We start from the raw sequence: 17,360 nt of genomic DNA on the forward strand, positions 1-17,360 counted from the left end.
TTTGGGGCCTCCGCTTCGCTTTGGCCCGTGTTCGGGCGCCCTCAAGGCAGGGATGCTTCCTCCTCGGCCACGCCTGTCGCTCGTTCCTCGCTACGCGGCTTGCCTCGTCGTGCAGCACCCTGCCGGCGCCCGAATGGTGTTTGTTGCGGTCCTCCGCTGCGCTTCGGCCCGCCCGTCACCCTCCACCACCCTCAACGGACTGTGAGGATGTGTGGTGGCTTCTCCAACGGGCTCTGACCCACCAACGGACTGACGCCCTCAGCGACTGTCTCGCAGACGATCTGTCGACCCGTACGGGGAAACCACCGCACACGACCGGACGGGCATGTGACCTCATAGGAGCTTGGCCCAACAAGCCCCACCACAGTCTTGTCCGCCCGCCCGGCCGACGCGTGCCACCCCACCGGAACCAACGACAGGACAGCGGTAACCAGCATGACCGATCAAGCCCTGAAAGTCACAGCGGGCGTGGACACCCACCACGACACCCACCACGCCGCCGTCATCGACCACCTGGGCCGCCACCTGGCCGACAAGGAGTTCGACGCCACCGGCACCGGCTACCAACAACTGCTCACCTGGCTGGACTCCTTCGGCCCCCTGGCCGCCATCGGCGTGGAGGGCACCGGTTCCTACGGCGCTGAACTCGCCCGCACCCTGACCCGCACCGGCCTGAGGGTCGTGGAGGTCGACCGCCCCGACCGCAAGACACGCCGGTCCAAGGGCAAGTCCGACCCCATCGACGCCTACGCCGCCGCCCAAGCAGTGGCCTCCGGCCGGGCCAGCGGCACCCCCAAGACCCGCGACGGCGCTGTGGAGTCCATCCGCGCCCTGCGCGTGGCACGCCGCTCAGCGGTCAAAGCCCGCACCCAGGCCCTCAACCAGCTCCACCAGTTGCTGGTCACCGCTCCCGAACAGCTCCGCTCGACGCTGCGCGGGCTCTCACCCAAGGCCCTGGTCCAGGCGTGCGCCCGGCTGCGGCCCGGGCCGGACCTGGCCGACCCGACCCAGGCGACCAAGGCCGCGCTGCGCCGCCTGGCCAAGCGAATCGGTGCCCTGGACGAGGAGATCACCGAGCTCGACACCCACCTCAAGCCCCTGACTACCCAGACCGCTCCTGGCCTGCTGAACCTCAAGGGGGTGGGCCCCGAGGTGGCCGGGCAGCTACTGGCCACCGCCGGGGACAACCCCGACCGGCTGCGTTCGGAGGCGGCCTTCGCCCACCTGTGCGGGGCCGCACCGATCCCGGCCTCCTCCGGCAGGCGGGACCGGCACCGGCTCAACCGGGGCGGTGACCGGGCCGCCAACCACGCGCTGCACACCATCGTGCTGACCCGGATGAGCTGCGACGGGCGCACCCGCGCCTACGTCGAACGCCGCACCCGCGATGGGCTGTCCACGAAGGAGATCATGCGCTGCCTCAAACGCTATGTGGCCCGCGAGGTCTATCCCGTCCTGATGCGGTCGATCCGCACCACCAGCACCGTCTGCGGCACCCCACGCAAAGACCTCACCCAAGCCGTTTGACACCCATAGGAGCATCGCCTGCGGCGCGGTTCCTCCCTCTTCGTCACCCTCCACCACCCTCAACGGACGCCTGCGGCGCGGTTCCTCCCTCTTCGTCACCCTCCACCACCCTCAACGGACGCCTGCGGCGCGGTATCCCTCCTGTTCGGGTCCTCGGGTACGGGAACGAGGGCCGGGTTCCCCGACCGTGGTGGTGGTCGGGGGCCGCGTGAGCCGCTACACTCGGTCCCATGCGAACCAAGACCACTCTTCACACCCAGTGGTGGCGCCGCTTCTAGGCGGTGCACCCGGTTCGTATACCCGAGACCAGCGACCGCCCCGGACCGGCGGTCGTTTCGCTTTTCCCACGGCCCCGGCCGGTGTGACCCACCCGACCGAACACAGCGCCCGAAGGACCGGCCGTGAACTCCAGCGACGCCTCGACCACCACGTACCGCACCCAGGGCGGCGTGACCGTCCGCCGCACCGCCGCCGACTGCGACCCCGAGCTGCTCACCGACCTCGTCCGGTCGGTCGAACACCGGCGCGGCGGCGTCCTCTCCTCCGGAATGGAGTACCCGGGCCGCTACGACCGCTGGCACCTGGGGTACGTGGACCCGTGCCTGGAGGTCATCGCGCGTGGCCGCCGCGTCACCGCCACCGCCCTCAACGCGCGCGGCCGCGTCCTGCTCCCCGTCGTCGCCGACGCGCTGGTCTCCGTCGGCGCCGGCCAGGACCGCGAGTCGGACGCCGACCACGTGGCGGTCACCGTCCCCGAACCCGACGCGGGGGAGTTCTTCACCGAGGAGGAGCGCAGCCGCCGCCCCAGCGTCTTCACCGCGGTCCGGGCCGTCATCGCCGCGATGAGCAGCCCCGAGGACGCCAACCTGGGCCTGTACGGCGCGTTCGGCTACGACCTGGCCTTCCAGTTCGAGCCCATCGAAGCGCACATCGACCGCGACCCCGGCGACCGCGACCTGGTCCTGCACCTGCCCGACGCCATCGTCGTCCGCGACCGCAAGCGCGAGACCTGTGTGCGCTACACCTACGAGTTCACCGTTCCCGCCGACGGCGACCGCCCCGAGGCCAGCACCGACGGCCTGGAGCGCGTCACCGAGCCGACCCCGCGGGTGGTCGCCGCCGAGGTCCCCGAGGGGCCCGAGCCCGGCTCCTACGCCCGCGTCGTCGCCGAGGCCAAGGAGAAGTTCCGGCGCGGCGACCTGTTCGAGGTCGTTCCCGGCCACCGCACCTACGCGCGCTGCTCCTCCCCGGCCCGCTTCTACGAACTGCTGCGCGAGCGCAACCCCGCGCCCTACGAGTTCTTCTTCAACCTCGGCGAGGGCGAGTACCTGGTCGGCGCCTCCCCGGAGATGTTCGTCCGCGTCACCGGCGAGCCCGGTACCGGCCAGCGGGTGGAGACCTGCCCGATCTCCGGCACCATCAGCCGTGGCGAGGACGCGCTCGGCGACGCGGAGAACATCCAGGAGCTGCTCTCCTCGGTCAAGGAGAAGTCCGAGCTGACCATGTGCACGGACGTGGACCGCAACGACAAGTCACGGGTGTGCGAACCGGGCAGCGTGCGGGTGATCGGCCGTCGCCAGATCGAGATGTACTCGCGGCTCATCCACACCGTCGACCACATCGAGGGCACCCTGCGGCGCGACTTCGACGCCCTCGACGCCTTCCTCACCCACATGTGGGCGGTCACCGTCACCGGGGCGCCCAAGACGTGGGCGATGCGGTTCATCGAGCGGCACGAGACCAGCCCCCGCCGCTGGTACGGCGGCGCCGTCGGCGTCATCAACTTCGACGGCTCCATGAACACCGGCCTGACCCTGCGCACCGCGCACATCCGCGACGGTGTGGCCGCGGTCCGGGTCGGGGCGACGCTGCTCTACGACTCCGACCCCGAGGCCGAGGAGCGCGAGACCTTCCTCAAGGCGCGCGCCCTGCTGGAGACGCTCGCGCTGGGCGAGCGGGACGGAGCGGCCGGGGGAGCACGCGACGGCTCCGCCGACCACGCCTCCGCGGTTCCCGGGTCCGGACTCCCCGGCGAGGGGATGCGGGTCCTGCTGGTCGACCACGAGGACTCGTTCGTCAACACCCTCGCCGACTACGTCCGCAGGCACGGGGCCGAGGTGACCACCGTCCGCTACGGGTTCGACCCCTCCCTGCTCGACCGGTTCGCGCCCGACCTGGTGGTGCTCTCGCCCGGTCCGGGCCTGCCCGAGGACTTCGGGATGGCCGAGCTGTTGGACGAGCTGGCCGCCCGGAAACTGCCGGTGTTCGGTGTGTGCCTGGGGCTCCAGGCGATGGTCGAGCACGCCGGGGGAGAGCTGCGCACGCTCGACGAACCGGTCCACGGCAAACCGGGCAGGGTGCGCGTCTGCGGAGGACGTCTGCTGGAGGGGCTCGGCGAGGAGGAGGTCTTCCCCGCGGCCCGCTACCACTCCACCTACACGCTGCCCGAACTGGTGAAGAACTTCGACGTCACCGCCGTCCTGGACGGTGAGCAGCCGGTGGTCATGGCGATCGAGGACACGGCGGCGCGGTGGTACGGGGTGCAGTTCCACCCCGAGTCGATCCTGACGGCGACCGTCGGCGAGGGCATCGTGGCGCGGATGCTGCGGTTGGCCCGGGGCTGAACGGCGTGTCCCGGGGCTGACCCCTGTCGGCCCGCGCGTGGGAACGCTCACGCGCGGGCCGGATCGTCCGGGAGCGGGGGCCGGGAGCCGGGCGGGACGTGTACCCTCGGGGAAGGCCAATCGGCCCAACCCCGCACACGTTCCCGTGGTCCGGCAAACCCCCAGGTCACGGCGTTGACGTGTGCCCGGGGTGGGGAGCCATGAGGAGAGGGTGCTGTGAAGAAGGTCGAGCCGCAGGTACGTCTGGTCGCGCGTCCGCAGGTGGACTACGACGCGATCGCCGACTACCTCCAGGAGGTCGGGGGAGAGGCGTGGCTGGAGCGCTTCGACCGCGGTGAGCTGGACGCCCACCTCAACGACCCGCAGAACCTCGCCGAGTTCGCCGGTCGGCTCTGCTACCGCTCCTGGGAGCCGGGGCTGAACCCGAACGTGACCCGCGTGCGCAAGGACCAGGACCAGTACCTGGGCAACATCCTGGCGAGCATGCACGGATCCGTGCTGGAGCACATCAGCTTCAGCTTCGTGCTGCACAACGTGTCCCGTGTGCTCACCCACGAGCTCATCCGCCACCGGCCGGGCGTGGCCGTGTCGCAGGAGTCGCTGCGCTTCGTGCGCCTGACCGACCTGCCGTTCTGGTTCCCGGACTGGGCCGAGGACGACCCGGAGCTGATGAAGCGCGCCGCGGAGATGCTCCAGAGGATGGAGGAGTTCCAGCTCTGGATGGCCGACCACTTCGGCCTCGACGACGAGGGCGTGAAGTTCGCCGAGAAGAAGCACAAGACCTCCTTCATGCGGCGCTTCGCCCCGGAGGGCGTCGCGACCGGGCTGGTGTGGACCGCGAACGTGCGCACGCTGCGCCACACCCTGGAGGCCCGCACGGCGCCGGGCGCGGAGGAGGAGATCCGCCTGCTGTTCCACCTCATCGGCGAGACCCTCCAGAAGGAGGCGCCCGCGCTGTTCGGCGACTACGAGGTCACCGACGGCGCCTGGGTGCCGCGCTGGCGCAAGGTCTGAGCCCTCCTGATCCACGACGCCGCCCGCCCCGGTCCCCTCCGGCGCGGGCGGCGTCCGTCGTCTGTCACCGCGCGCCGTTAGCGTGGGCCCGGTCGGGAGCGGTCGTTCGCGGGAGGTCGCGGTGGTGGACGAACAGCGTGTGGACCGGGCGAGCAGGGTCGTTCGGGTATCGGCCGAGGCGGTCTACGCGGCGATGACCGAAGCGGAGGCGCTCCGGACCTGGCTGCCGCCGGAGGGGATGACCGGGCGGCTCGACCGCTTCGAGCCCCGGCCCGGGGGCGGGTTCCGGATGGAGCTGACCTACCTCGACCCCGGGGCCGGACGGGGCAAGTCGTCGGAGGCGAGCGACGTCGTCGAGGTCGAGTTCGTCGAGCTGGTCCCGGGGGAGAGGATCGTGCAGCGGGCCGTCTTCGCGTCGGAGGACCCCGCGTTCGCCGGGACGATGACGATGACCTGGAGCCTGGCCGACCATTCCGAGGGCACGCTGGTGACCGTGGCGGCGACCGGTGTGCCCGAGGGCATCGCCCAGACCGATCACGAGACGGGACTCGCCTCGTCCCTGGCCAACCTGGCGTCACACGTCGAGGGGTGACCTCGGGGAGGGGCCAGGGCGTCAACACCCATCTGACCACAATCAGTTTGTGAGAAGTTACCCAGGGTATTGGACCCCGGTGGGTGCGGCCACACCTCATCGAGGCAATGAACGTGACCGGTGGTATCTCCGCCGGTCACGTTTCTCGTTCCCACAGTCTTGGAGGCGACATGGACAGCGGCACGCGCGACTCCTCCGCCCAGATGACGCGCTCGACCGTCACCGCACCGAGCATCGCCGGCCGCAGACAGCAGGCGCTGCCCGAGCTGGACCAGTCCAGGTTCAAACTCAAACCCGCCGGGCTCGGCAAGGAGCGCGTCAGGATCCTGGGCGAGTTCCAGAAGTACCTGGACTTCTACCACAGGAACTTCCTCGGCTACCAGGTCAACCAGAACCTCAGCGACGTCAGCTCCGACCTGGTGAAGCTGCTCGGCGTGCACACCAACAACATCGGCGACCCGTTCAAGGACGGCAACCTGCGCACCCACACCAAGCACATGGAGCGCGCGGTGCTCGCCTACTACGCGGACCTGTGGGGGATCAGACCCCACGACGAGAGGGATCCGGAGAGCGCGTGGGGCTACGTGCTGAGCATGGGCTCGTCGGAGGGCAACATCTACGGTCTGCTCAACGCCCGCGACTTCGTGTCGGGCAGGTACCTGCTGCTGGAGCCGAAGGAGCGGGACAGTCAGGTCCCGCAGCTGGCCATGGCGCAGGCGGAGCCGGTCGACGACAACCCGAACGCCACAGCGCCCGTGATCTTCTTCTCCCAGGACTCCCACTACTCGGTCGCCAAGAGCGCGCACACGCTCGGCATCCCGACGTTCGGCGAGGTGGGCAACGACCCGGCCCGGGACTACAGGAAGGACGCCATGAGGGTCATGGGCACCGAGGTCTGGCCGACCGAGGTCCCGTCCAACCGCGACGGCGACATCAACCTCGACACACTCGCGGCCGCGGTGGACTACTTCGCGGAGAAGGGCCATCCCGTGGTGATCGTGCTCAACCTGGGCACCACGTTCAAGGGGGCCTACGACGATGTCGCGGGGGCCGTCAGGAAGCTGGGCGAGGTGTTCCGGAGCCGGGGCCTGTACGACCGCGAGTTCACGGTCAGGCGAGGCGGGAAGGAGGAGACGATCACGCGCGACGGGTTCTGGATCCACGTGGACGGGGCGCTGGGCGCCAACTACGTTCCGTTCCTGGCCAAGGCCGGAATCGAGGTTCCGGAGTTCGACTTCCGGCTGTCCAGGCCGGGAGTGAGCTCGATCGTGGCCAGCGGGCACAAGTACCCCGGCTGCCCGTGGCCGTGCGGCGTGTTCATGACCCGGCGCAGGCTTCAGCTCCAGCCGCCGCCCATGGCGGACTACGTCGGCTCTCCCGACACCACCTTCGCCGGTTCGCGCAACGGCTTCTCCGCGGCGGTGCTGTGGAACTTCCTCGCCAAGCACTCCCACGAGAGGCAGACGGAGATGGCCAAGGACTGCCACGACATGGCCGAGTACACCCTGAAGCGCCTCGCGAAGAAGGTGGCGCCGAAACTGGAGAAGCGGGGGTGGGACCCTCTGGAGTGCGCGTTGACCGGTCACACGCTCAGTGTCCGGTTCCGCGCGCCCGACGAGAGCATCATCAGGAAGTACTCCCTGGCCACGGTCACCGTCCCGGCCGGAGGACGCCAGGTGAAGACCTACGTTCACCTGTTCACCATGCCGCACGTGACCAAGAAGCTGATCGACCAGCTGATCAGCGACCTGACGCGCGACGACGCCTTCCCGAAGAGCGCGGTGCGCCCGATCGCCGCGGAGGCCCTGATCCCGGCGCAGTACACGCCCGTCGAGGAGGAGGCCGAGGTGCTGCACGCGGTCGCCATGACCGACCGCGGCTTCGCCTGACCCGCCGGGGACCGTCATCGCGGCCGTGTCCGGGAGGGGCACGGCCGCTCCGAGCGCCAGGCTCCGCGCGCCAGCGTCAGGACGCCGCGCCGAGCAGGATCCGGGCCAGCTCCCGCGGTCGGGAGAACATCGGCCAGTGTCCGGTGTCCGTGGTGACCGGTTCCCAGTGCTCGTCGGTCGGCAGCGCCGCCACGTCGCCGGTCGGCTCGGCGCCGTCCAGCAGGCACGTGACGTACGTCGTCGGGAGCCCGCCGAGCGGCCGGGCCAGTGCGGCCGGTTCGGTCAGGGAGACGCCCGGGTGCGGTGTCGCGCACCCGCCACCAGCACGAGATTCGTCATGGCGGCACCGTGGCGGAGAGGTCGGACAACGGATCCGCGGGTACTTCCGGGCGTCGCGCCGTGAACCTTTCCGCCGTCGACGCGGACTGTTCTGATGAGAGGCGACACGAAGGGGAGGCGCGGTGGGCGGCGACGCGCGACGTGACGGGCTGCTGGTGGTGCGCTGCCAGTTGGGCGAACGGGACGCGTTCCGCGAACTGGTGCGGGCCTGGCACGCCCCGTTGTGGCGCTACGTGCGCGGCATGGTCGGCTCGACGCACCTCGCGGACGACCTCGTCCAGGAGGTGTGGGTCGCGGTGCTGCGCGGCCTGCCGCGACTGCGGGAATCGGAGCGGTTCGCCCCGTGGCTGTTCACCATCGCCCGGCGCGCGATCGCCGACCACCTGCGGCGTTCCTACCAGGCGGCGGAGACGTCCGTGGCGGAGGCGGAGGCCCTCGCCGTCGACGACGACCCTCTCGACGGCGTGCTCACCACGATGCAGATCGAAGCCGGACTGTACGGGCTGCCGCCGCTGGAACGCGAGGTGCTGGTGCTGTTCCACCTGCAGGATCTGCTGCTCACCTCCTGCGCGGAGGTGCTCGGAGTACCTCCCGGCACGGTCAAGAGCAGGCTGCACCGGGCACGCCGCATGCTGCGCGCCGTCCTTGTCGAAAGGGGATACGAGATATGAGCGAGCACGAGCCCGCGGCCGGGCGGGAGGTGCCCGAGGAACTGGAACGCGCGCTGGCCGCTGAGGCCTCGCTGCGCTCCCGGATGCGGTATGTGGCCGTGGGGCTGGCGGGTGGATGCGGGGCTGTGCTGATCGCCGTGCTGTGGGCCACCGAGCCGCAACCGCTTCCCGCGCGCACCCAGGTCGCCTTCGCCGGACTGATCGCCATCGGTCTGGCCTGGGCCGCCTTCGCCGGCTGGGTGTTGGGTCGGCGCCGACCGCTGTTCGCCCGGGACCGTGTCCTGGGCGGCTGGATCGCTCTCGTGGCCACCCTGGTCACCGGCGTGGCCGGGACGGCGCTGGCCGTGGTCCGCGCCGCCCCGGCCGTGGCCCTGGGCGCCGCCCTGGTGGGCGCCTGCCTCGTCATCGCGGCGGGAACCGCCCTGCTCCGGGCACGGTCCCGCCGCCGTGAGCTGCTGCGGCTGCGCGACGCCCTGCGTCACGAGGACTCCTGAACCCCGCGAAACACACCTGCGGATCCCACACACAAGAGGAGAGCACCATGAACGACAGGATTCCCCCGATCGGCCCCCTCGCCCTGGCCCTGCGCCTCTCCGGCGCGAGCCGGCGCACCGTCCTGCTGATCGCCGCGCTGGCGGCCACCGCACTGCTGGCCGGGATCGGCCTGCTGCTGATCTGAGCCGTCGGGGCCGCGTCGCGGAGCCGAACCGGCCCCGCGCGTCGGGGCGCCGCGCGTGGTGCGCGTCCCGCCGGGCTCAGTCCAGCGGGTCCCGGGCGATCGGGCAGGTCATGCAGTGCCCGCCGCCGCGCCCGCGGCCGAGCTCGGCGCCGACGATGGTGATGACCTCCACCCCGGCCTTGCGCAGCGCGGCGTTGGTCAGGGTGTTGCGGTCGTAGGTGAACACCACGCCCGGTTCCAGGGCCACGGCGTTGTTGCCGCTGTCCCACTGCTGGCGTTCGGAGGCGTAGACGTCACCGGCGGTCTCCACCACACGCAGGCGGGGCAGGCCCATGGCGTCGGCGACCACGTCGACGAAACGGGCGTCCCCCTCGTCGGTGACCTCCACACCCGGAGCCCGGTCGGACGGCCGGAGGGAGAAGGAGCGGATCCCGTCGACGATCGCCGGGTGCACGGTGACCAGGTCGCGGTCGGCGAAGGTGAACACGGTGTCCAGGTGCATCGCCGCGCGGAGGCGGGGCATGGCGGCCACGACGACGCGTTCGGCCGCCCGGGCGTCGAACAGGGCCTTGGCGAGCTGGGTGATCGCCTGGCGGGAGGTGCGCTCGCTCATCCCGACCAGGACCGCCCCCCTGCCCACGGGCATGACGTCGCCTCCCTCCAGGGTGGCCCGCCCCCAGTCCTGCTCGGGGTCGCCCCACCACACGGTCGACTCCGCCAGCTCCGGATGGAACCGGTAGACCGCCTTCATGAGCAGGGTCTCCTCGTGCCGGGCGGGCCAGTACAGCGGGTTGAGCGTCAATCCACCGTAGATCCAGCACGTGGTGTCGCGGGTGTAGAGCGTGTTGGGCAGCGGCGGCAGCAGGTACTCGCTCTGGCTGCGGGACTTGCGGGGGATCGACGCGTAGGAGGTGCGGAAGTCGGCGGGAAGGTCGCAGACCGCCAGGCCGCCGATGAGGTGGCGTGCCAGGTCCCGGTCGGAGAGGGAGTCGAGGTAGGCGCGCGTGCCCTCGACCAGGCCGAGCCCGACCTGGTTGGGGATGATCGTGCGGTCCAGGAGCCAGGCCCGCGCTCCGGGCACGCCCAGGGTCCGGGCCAGCAGGTCGTGCAGCTCGACGACCTCCACACCCCGGTTGGTCAGCTTGTTCACGAAGTCGAGGTGGTCGCGCTGGGCGGCCTCGACCCACATCACGTCGTCGAAGAGCAGTTCGTCGGAATTGGTCGGGGTGAGCCGCTCGTGGGCGAGCCCCGGTGAGCACACCAGGACCTTGCGCAGCCGTCCGACCTCGGAGTGGACGCCGTGCGCGGGTGTGGTGGAGTCGACTGCCATGCGCTTGCCTTTCTCACAAGGTGATCCATCCGGCGCCGAGCGCGACCAGGCCGACCGCCGCTCCCACGGCCACCACGGCGAAGAGGACGGCCTCGCGGACGGAGAACACGCGTTGGCCCCGTTCGCGCCGGGTGCGCGCGAACAGGAACGTCGCCGGGGCGTAGAAGACGCAGCCGAGCAGCACCAGGTCCAGTCCCGCCGCGTAGACCAGGAAGACGGTGTAGACCGTGGCCACCAGGGCGACGGCGAGTTCCCGGCGCCGCGTGGCGGGGAGGTCGTCGGCGTAGGTCTCCTTGGTGACGGCGAGCTTGACGGCGTAGGCGGCCGCCAGGAGGTAGGGGATCAGCGACAGCGCGGCCGTCAGGTCGAGCGCGAAGTCGAACGCGTTCGCGGAGAAGAGGGTGATGACCAGGACGACCTGGGAGAGCAGCGTGGTGAGCAGCAGCGCGTTGACCGGGACGTCCCGGTCGTTGGACTCGGCCAGGAAGCGCGGCATGTCCCGGTCCTTGGCCGCCACGAACAGCACCTCGGCGGCCATGAGCGTCCACGCCAGGTAGGCGCCCAGGACCGAGACCAGTAGCCCGACGCCGACCATCGCGCCGCCCCACGGCCCGACGGCGGCCGACAGGACCCCGGCCATGGACGGCTGGGGCAGCGCGGCGATCTGCTCCATCGGCAGGATCCCGTAGGACACGATCGTCACCGAGGCGAAGACGGCGAAGACGCTGAGGAACCCCAGGACGGTGGCGCGCCCGATGTCACTCCTGCGCCTGGCGTGCCGTGAGTAGACGCTCGCGCCCTCGACGCCGAGGAAGACGAACACGGTGATGAGCATGGTCTGGCGTACCTGCCCGAACAGGGAGCCGGTGTAGTCGGCGCCGGTGAGGTTGGCGGCGAACACGGCCGGGTCCAGCAGGAGGGCCGCCAGGAGCACGAAGACGAGGATCGGGACGAGCTTGGCGACCGTCACGACCCGGTTGATCGCGGTGGCCTCCCGGATGCCCCGTTTGATGAGGAAGTAGAAGAACCACAGGCCCGCCGTCGACGCCATGACCGCGACGAGCCCGCCCCCCGAGAGGAGCACGGGGAAGGCGGCGCCCAGGGTCGTCATGATGAGGACCCAGTAGGTCACGTTGCCCACGCACGCGCTCGCCCAGTACCCGGCCGCGGAGAAGAAGCCCACGTACTCGCCGAACCCGGCCTTGGCGTAGGCGTACACCCCGGCGTCCAGGTCGGGCCTGCGCAGCGCCAGACCCTGGAAGACCAGCGCGAGCGTGAGCATGCCGATGCCCGCGACCGCCCACGCGATGAGCGCGCCCACGACCCCGGTCTCCAGGGCGAAGCGCTGGGGGAGGGAGAACACCCCCGCGCCGACCATGGACCCCACGACCATGGCCGTGAGGGTGAGGAGGCCGACCTTCTCGGCGCCCGTCACGGTGCTTCGCTGCTCTGCCAACTCGCCGGAGCCCTTCTCGTCGACGTGCCCTCGTCCGCCGGATGCCAGGGAACTGGTCACTCCCGCTCGGTGATGCTCGCAGCGATGCTTGTCGTGTTCACGCAGACACGCTGAGTGTCCTCGTGGGGGTGGTCCGGGCGCCGCGCGTGGGTGACGCGGCGCCTGGACGCGCCGCCGTGCTAGGAGCCCGCGGAGATCACACGCAGACGCGCCTCGACATCGGCGGATCGGTGGTCGCCGTGGTCGCGGAAGTGGTCCAGGACGGCTCTCAACGCCGCAGCGGCCCGATCGGTGTCATCGAGCCTGATCAACGCCTCGGCCATGCCCGTTCGCGCGACGGCGAGACTGTCGTCGTCACCGTGGTCCTCGAACACGGTGACGGCGGTCTCGTAGACTCCGACCGCCTCACCCGCCCTGCCCGACTCGGTGAGAATCCGCCCGAGAGTGCACTGGGCCCAGGCCACGCTCCAGACCGCGCCGATGTCGGTGAACACGTCGATGGCGGCCTGGCAGTCGGTGAGCGCTTCCTCCACATCGTTCGAGTCGACCGCGAAGTCGGCCAGACTCAGCAGGGCCATCGCCTCGCCACGTCGCTCACCCGCTTCCCGGAACACCTCAAGCGCGCGTCTGGCGTGGACCACGGCCGACCCGTCGCGTTCTCCCCGCCGCCAGGCCACCACGCCGAGCTGCCGTTCGGCGAAACCCTCCACCCAGGGGTCTCCCGCGACGGCGTTGGCCTCAAGCGCGGCCCCGTACGCCTCGACCGCCGCGTCGAGGTCGCCCAACAGCCACTCGGCGTCCCCCAGCCCCAGGTCATTGCGAGCCAGCCCGAAGGCGTCGTCCGCCCGCTCGGCGGCTCGGACGCCGAGTCGGTGCATGGCGCGCCACTCATGCCAGTGCCGGTGCACCTCGAACAGCGGATAGACGGAGGCGGGCAGCCGCCAGGCCGTGTCATGGTCGCCGTGGTCGAAGGCGGCGTGTTGGGCCGCGAGGAGGTTGGCGCGCTCCCTTTCGAACCATTCCAGGGCGTCCCGCGCAGTGGCGAAGTCGGGGAGCGGGGTGTCCTCGGGTTCGCCTTCCACGGTGGGGAAGTGCGGGTGCTCCGCCAGCTGTGCCCTGGCCGCGGCCCGCAGATACCAGCGCGTCACGCGGCGGACGGCCGGTTCGACCATGCCCGGCTCCTCCCGCCTCGCCCGCTCGACGGCGAAGAGACGTACCAGGTCGTGCAGGCGGTAGCGGTCCTGGTGTAGCCGTTCCACCAGGTTCGAGCGTGTGAGCCGGTCGAGCAGGCGCCGTGCCTCGGCGGGCGTCGTTTCGGTGAGGGCGGCAGCGGCGTCGATGGAGAACTCGGCTCCGGGGTGCAGCCCCAGCAGCCGGAAGAAGCGCGCGGAATCCGGGGTGAGGTTGCGGTACGAGGCGGTCATCACGGCGCGCAGATCGCTCAACTCGTCCTCCTCCTGGGACAGTTCGTTCGGCTGGGCCCTCGTGGTCAGAGACCTGCTCACACCTCGAACTCTCCGATACCGATGGTGTGCACCTGCCATCCGGCGTGCTTCCACCGCTGCCGGTCCAGGCCTCCGCGCGCGTCCAGCAGGCGCGGGGAACGCGGTCGGTGCGCGATCGTCTCCGGATCGATCCGCGTGAACTCCGGCCAGTCGGTCAGGTGCACCAGCAGATCGGCGTCGATGACGGCGTCCTCGGCGCTGTCGGCGTACCCCAGCTCGGGGTAGGCCTTGCGGGCCCGGTCCAGTGCCCGCGGGTCGAACACCGTCACCCGTGCCCCACGCGCACGCAGCCGTTCGGCGATGTCCAGCGCTGGACTGTCCCGGATGTCGTCGGTTCCGGCCTTGAACGCCGCACCCCACACCGCGATCCGTGCCCCTCCCACCACGTCGCATATACGCCCGGCCGCGTCGACGACCTCGGTCCGGCGGCGTGCGTTCACATGTTGGACCCGCTCCAGCAGACCGACGACCAGGTCGGCCCCTGTCTCGCGTGCGGTGGTGGTGAAGGCGCCCACGTCCTTGGGTAGGCAGCCGCCCCCGTACCCGGGGCCGGGCCGCAGGCCCTGACCACCGATGCGCGCGTCGAACGAGAGGGCGTGGGCGAGCTGGAAGACGTCGCCTCCGGCGCACTCGCACATCTGTGCCATCGCGTTGATGAAGGAGACCTTGGTGGCCAGGAAGGCGTTGGCGGCGACCTTGACTAGTTCGGCGGTGGTCAGGTCGGTGACCAGGAACGGTGTGTCCGCGGTGAGCTGGGTATGCCACACCCGGCGCAGGGCCTTCTCCACACGGGGTGAGTCGGTGCCCAACACGATCCGGTCGGGGTGGAGGGTGTCGGAGACTCCGTGGCCCTCGCGGAGGAACTCGGGGCTCCAGCCCAGTTCGACGTCGTCTCCGGCGGGGGCGAGTCGGGCCAACCGGGTGGCGGTGGCGGACGCGGTGCCGACCGGGACGGTGGATCGGCCGATGACCGTGCAGGGGCGCGTGAGGTGGGGTGCGAGGCTGTCGGTGGCGGCCCACAGGTAGCTCAGGTCTGCGGCGTCGGAGTTGGGATATGCGGGGGTACCGACGCAGAGGAAGTGCAGGTCGGCGAAGACGGCGGCGTGTGCGTGGGAGGTGGTGAAGCGCAGCCGCCCGCCTGCGTGGTTGGTGGCCAGCAACTCGTCGAGTCCCGGCTCGTGGAAGGGCGTTGTGGCCTGGTGCAGGGCGGCGACCAGGTCCGGATCGGTGTCCACTCCGATGACCTGGTGGCCGAGGTCGGCCAGGCAGGCGGCGAGGGTGGCGCCGAGGTAGCCGCAGCCGATCACGCTGATGTGCATTCGGTTTCCTTCCCGGTGGCGGACACCGCCACGGGGAAGGACCGAGGGGTCAGTCCCGGGTGGCGGTGTACCGGTCGATGGCGTCGCGGATGAACGGGGGGATGGTCAGGGTGTCCAGGTGCGCGGGGGCGACCCAGTCGAGCTTGATCCCTTCGGCCAGGGGCAGGGTGTGGGCGTCGCCGTCCCAGGTGGCGGCGAACACGGTGACCAACTGGCCCGAGCCGTGGGCGTCGGGGACCTCGAACAGTTCGGTGAGGCCCTCGACGGTGAGGCCCGCCTCCTCGACCAGTTCGCGCACGATCGCCGCGTGGGGGCTCTCGCCGGGGTCGCAGCCTCCGCCGAGCACGGACCAGTGGCCGGGCCAGGCGATGCCGGGGATGTCGTCGCGCAGGTGGAGGAGGAACTCGCCGCGTGTGTTGGTGATGAGGGCGACGGCGCCGCGGGGCTGCTCGGTGTCCATCCGCCCACGGTAGACAACCTCCGTCCCAGGGAGCCTGTGCGGTGGGGTGTGCCGGTGGTCATGCGGCCTGCGGGAGTGAGGTGGAGGTGAGCCAGTGCGCGGTCATGAGGGCGTGGACGCGGGTGCGGTTGAACCCGCCCCGGCGTGCCAGCCCGGATCGGAGGAGCGCGGCGATGCCTTCGGGGGCCTGGTCGAGGGCCGTGGTGATGGTCTGGTCGGTCCAGGGGGCGAGTGGTCCGGTCAGCCAGTCGGGCAGGGGTGAGGCGAAGCCGATCTTGTCGGTGCTGGCCCAGACCTGTCGGGGAACGCCGAGTTCTCGGGCGGCGTCGCGGAGGATGCGTTTGCCCTGGACGGGGTGGGTGATCTTGTGTTCGGTGGGTAGGCGGTGGAAGAACTCGACCAGTGGGCGGGCGAGGTAGGGCGAGCGGCGTTCCAGGGCCAGGGAGGAGGCGAGCTTGTCGCTGGTGGCGACCAGGGGCCGCCAGCTGGTGGCCAGGTCGATCAGGGTCAGCGCCCGGCCCAGGTCTCCGTGGGCGGCCTCAAGGCTTCCTCGAACGATGGAGCGCACGCGGTGGTCGGGATCGGGGCCCCGGAGGATGAGGCGGGTGACGGTCTCGACCGCGTCCAGAGGCGCGTCCGCCGCCGACATGAGTTTGGCGGCGAGTGGCCGATAGGCGTGCATTCCGGCGTCCAGGACGGCGGTGGGGCCGAACAGGGCGAGGGCGTGGCGGGCGTAGCCGAGGAGGAACTCATCGGGGCCCAGTCCACCGATGACCACACGGAGCCCGTGGTCGGCGATGGTCCGGTAGGCCATGTACTCGGGGAAGGTGCTGGCGTTGCCGACCGGGTAGTCCAGAGCGCGGATGATGTCGGGCAGGTGGCTCTGGAAGTCGTCGGGTTGGGGTTCGACGACGAGGAGATCCGCGCCGATGTCGCAGGCCACACGGCGCGCTATGTGGGATTCGTCGAACCGCTCCTGGCCCGGGTAACGGACGGTGACGCACACAGGCGGGCACATCAGGTAGGCGAGTAGTGAGGAGTCCAGGCCACCGGAGAGCAGCAGGGCGTAGTCGCCGTCGGGGCGGCGCATCGGCACCTGCTCGGCCAGCAACCGTGTGGCCAGGGCGGTGGAATCGCGGTAGGGCAGGTCGATGGGGTCGCCGGAGGGCAGGTTCCACCAGCGGTGTTGCTCCATCGAAGCGGTGAGGGCGTGGAACTCCAGAACCGTCGCGGGGGCCAGGAGTTGGATGCCCTGATACGGGGTGTCCACGCCGGTGGGGGTCTCCAGAGACATCATCTCGGGGCGGAGCACCACGGGAGCGCGACCGTAGCCGGTGAGGCTGGTGATCTCGGAGGCGAAGGCGAGCCGTCCGCCGTCCAGTCGCCAGTAGAGCGGTTTCTCGCCCAGGCGATCACGGACGAGGAAGAGACGGCTCTGCCGTGGATCGTAGACGGCCAGGGCGAACATGCCGTCCAGGTGCTCCAGACAACCGGTTCCGAGTCGCGCCCAGGCGCGCAGGACAAGGTGGGCGTCGGTTTCGTTCTCGGCCAGGGGGATGTCCCAGCGGCGGGCGCACTCGCGGTAGTTGTAGATCTCGCCGTTGAGGGCGGCCAGCAGGCCGGTTTCGGGGTCGGTGTAGGGGCCGTTGGCCGCCTCGGGGTTGACGATCCTGAGGATGTTCATCGACATGACCGCGTGTTGGTCGCGGGCCGTGCGGTGGGTGGTGCCGTCGGGGCCGCGGTGGTGTTGGGCGGAGCCCATGGAGGCGACCGTGGTTGTGTGCAGAGCTGCGTCGGGTCCGGCCAGGCCGGCGATTCCGCACATGATTCCTCCGATTGCAGGGGCCTTCCGGGAGCGAGTCGGGGCTTCGCGTGGAAGGCGAGCGAAGGTCAGGGATTTCAGCCAAGCAGGGGTGCCGTTAACGAACGTGCCACCAGCCGCAAACGAGATGGAC

The 17,360-nt window shown here is 70.7% G+C and carries 14 protein-coding genes; 8 read left to right on the forward strand and 6 right to left on the reverse strand.

What is annotated here, in order from left to right:
• Positions 1-435 precede the first annotated feature (435 nt).
• The 8 genes from KIK06_RS04535 (at position 436) to KIK06_RS04570 (ending at position 9,335) form a co-directional block, all read left to right on the forward strand.
• Positions 436-1,527, forward strand: coding sequence for an IS110 family transposase (locus tag KIK06_RS04535; RefSeq protein WP_268641451.1), 1,092 nt, complete (start codon positions 436-438; stop codon positions 1,525-1,527).
• A gap of 401 nt (positions 1,528-1,928) precedes the next feature.
• Positions 1,929-4,151, forward strand: coding sequence for an anthranilate synthase component I (locus KIK06_RS04540; protein ID WP_268642037.1), 2,223 nt, complete (start codon positions 1,929-1,931; stop codon positions 4,149-4,151).
• A gap of 216 nt (positions 4,152-4,367) precedes the next feature.
• A complete protein-coding gene (gene thyX, locus KIK06_RS04545; protein WP_017597382.1) occupies positions 4,368-5,165 on the forward strand; it encodes an FAD-dependent thymidylate synthase in 798 nt (265 codons plus the stop codon).
• A 121-nt stretch (positions 5,166-5,286) separates the two neighbouring features.
• Positions 5,287-5,757: an SRPBCC domain-containing protein gene (locus KIK06_RS04550; RefSeq protein WP_268642038.1), complete on the forward strand. Its 471-nt coding sequence runs from the start codon at positions 5,287-5,289 to the stop codon at positions 5,755-5,757.
• A gap of 170 nt (positions 5,758-5,927) precedes the next feature.
• Positions 5,928-7,646, forward strand: a complete 1,719-nt coding sequence (locus KIK06_RS04555) for a pyridoxal-dependent decarboxylase (protein ID WP_268642039.1) — start codon at positions 5,928-5,930, stop codon at positions 7,644-7,646.
• Between the two features lie 461 nt (positions 7,647-8,107).
• Positions 8,108-8,656, forward strand: coding sequence for an RNA polymerase sigma factor (locus KIK06_RS04560; RefSeq protein ID WP_268642040.1), 549 nt, complete (start codon positions 8,108-8,110; stop codon positions 8,654-8,656).
• A complete protein-coding gene (locus KIK06_RS04565; protein ID WP_268642041.1) occupies positions 8,653-9,150 on the forward strand; it encodes a transmembrane transport protein in 498 nt (165 codons plus the stop codon). Before KIK06_RS04560 ends, KIK06_RS04565 begins: the two co-directional genes overlap by 4 nt.
• Before the next feature lie 47 nt (positions 9,151-9,197).
• Positions 9,198-9,335, forward strand: coding sequence for a hypothetical protein (locus KIK06_RS04570; protein ID WP_017597387.1), 138 nt, complete (start codon positions 9,198-9,200; stop codon positions 9,333-9,335).
• 76 nt (positions 9,336-9,411) lie between these two features.
• On the opposite strand, the gene KIK06_RS04575 is transcribed toward KIK06_RS04570, so the two are convergent.
• From KIK06_RS04575 to KIK06_RS04600, 6 genes are all read right to left on the reverse strand, one after another.
• Complete coding sequence (locus KIK06_RS04575; RefSeq protein ID WP_268642042.1) at positions 9,412-10,665, reverse strand: arginine deiminase; 1,254 nt, start codon at positions 10,663-10,665, stop codon at positions 9,412-9,414.
• A gap of 13 nt (positions 10,666-10,678) precedes the next feature.
• Positions 10,679-12,181, reverse strand: a complete 1,503-nt coding sequence (locus tag KIK06_RS04580) for a basic amino acid/polyamine antiporter (protein ID WP_268642044.1) — start codon at positions 12,179-12,181, stop codon at positions 10,679-10,681.
• A gap of 119 nt (positions 12,182-12,300) precedes the next feature.
• Entirely contained in the window at positions 12,301-13,626 is a 1,326-nt protein-coding gene (locus tag KIK06_RS04585) for a tetratricopeptide repeat protein (protein WP_268642045.1), read from the reverse strand.
• Entirely contained in the window at positions 13,623-14,945 is a 1,323-nt protein-coding gene (locus tag KIK06_RS04590) for a UDP-glucose dehydrogenase family protein (protein ID WP_268642046.1), read from the reverse strand. The genes KIK06_RS04585 and KIK06_RS04590 overlap by 4 nt, the downstream gene beginning before the upstream one ends.
• A 49-nt stretch (positions 14,946-14,994) precedes the next feature.
• Positions 14,995-15,405 (reverse strand): NUDIX domain-containing protein, encoded by a 411-nt coding sequence (locus KIK06_RS04595; protein WP_268642048.1) that lies wholly within the window; start codon positions 15,403-15,405, stop codon positions 14,995-14,997.
• 58 nt (positions 15,406-15,463) lie between these two features.
• The gene (locus KIK06_RS04600) at positions 15,464-17,230 is read right to left on the reverse strand and encodes an asparagine synthetase B family protein (protein ID WP_268642049.1); all 1,767 of its coding nucleotides are present in this window, start codon (positions 17,228-17,230) and stop codon (positions 15,464-15,466) included.
• Positions 17,231-17,360 lie beyond the last annotated feature (130 nt).

This window comes from Nocardiopsis sp. EMB25, from assembly GCF_026797795.1.
Lineage (GTDB): Bacteria > Actinomycetota > Actinomycetes > Streptosporangiales > Streptosporangiaceae > Nocardiopsis > Nocardiopsis lucentensis.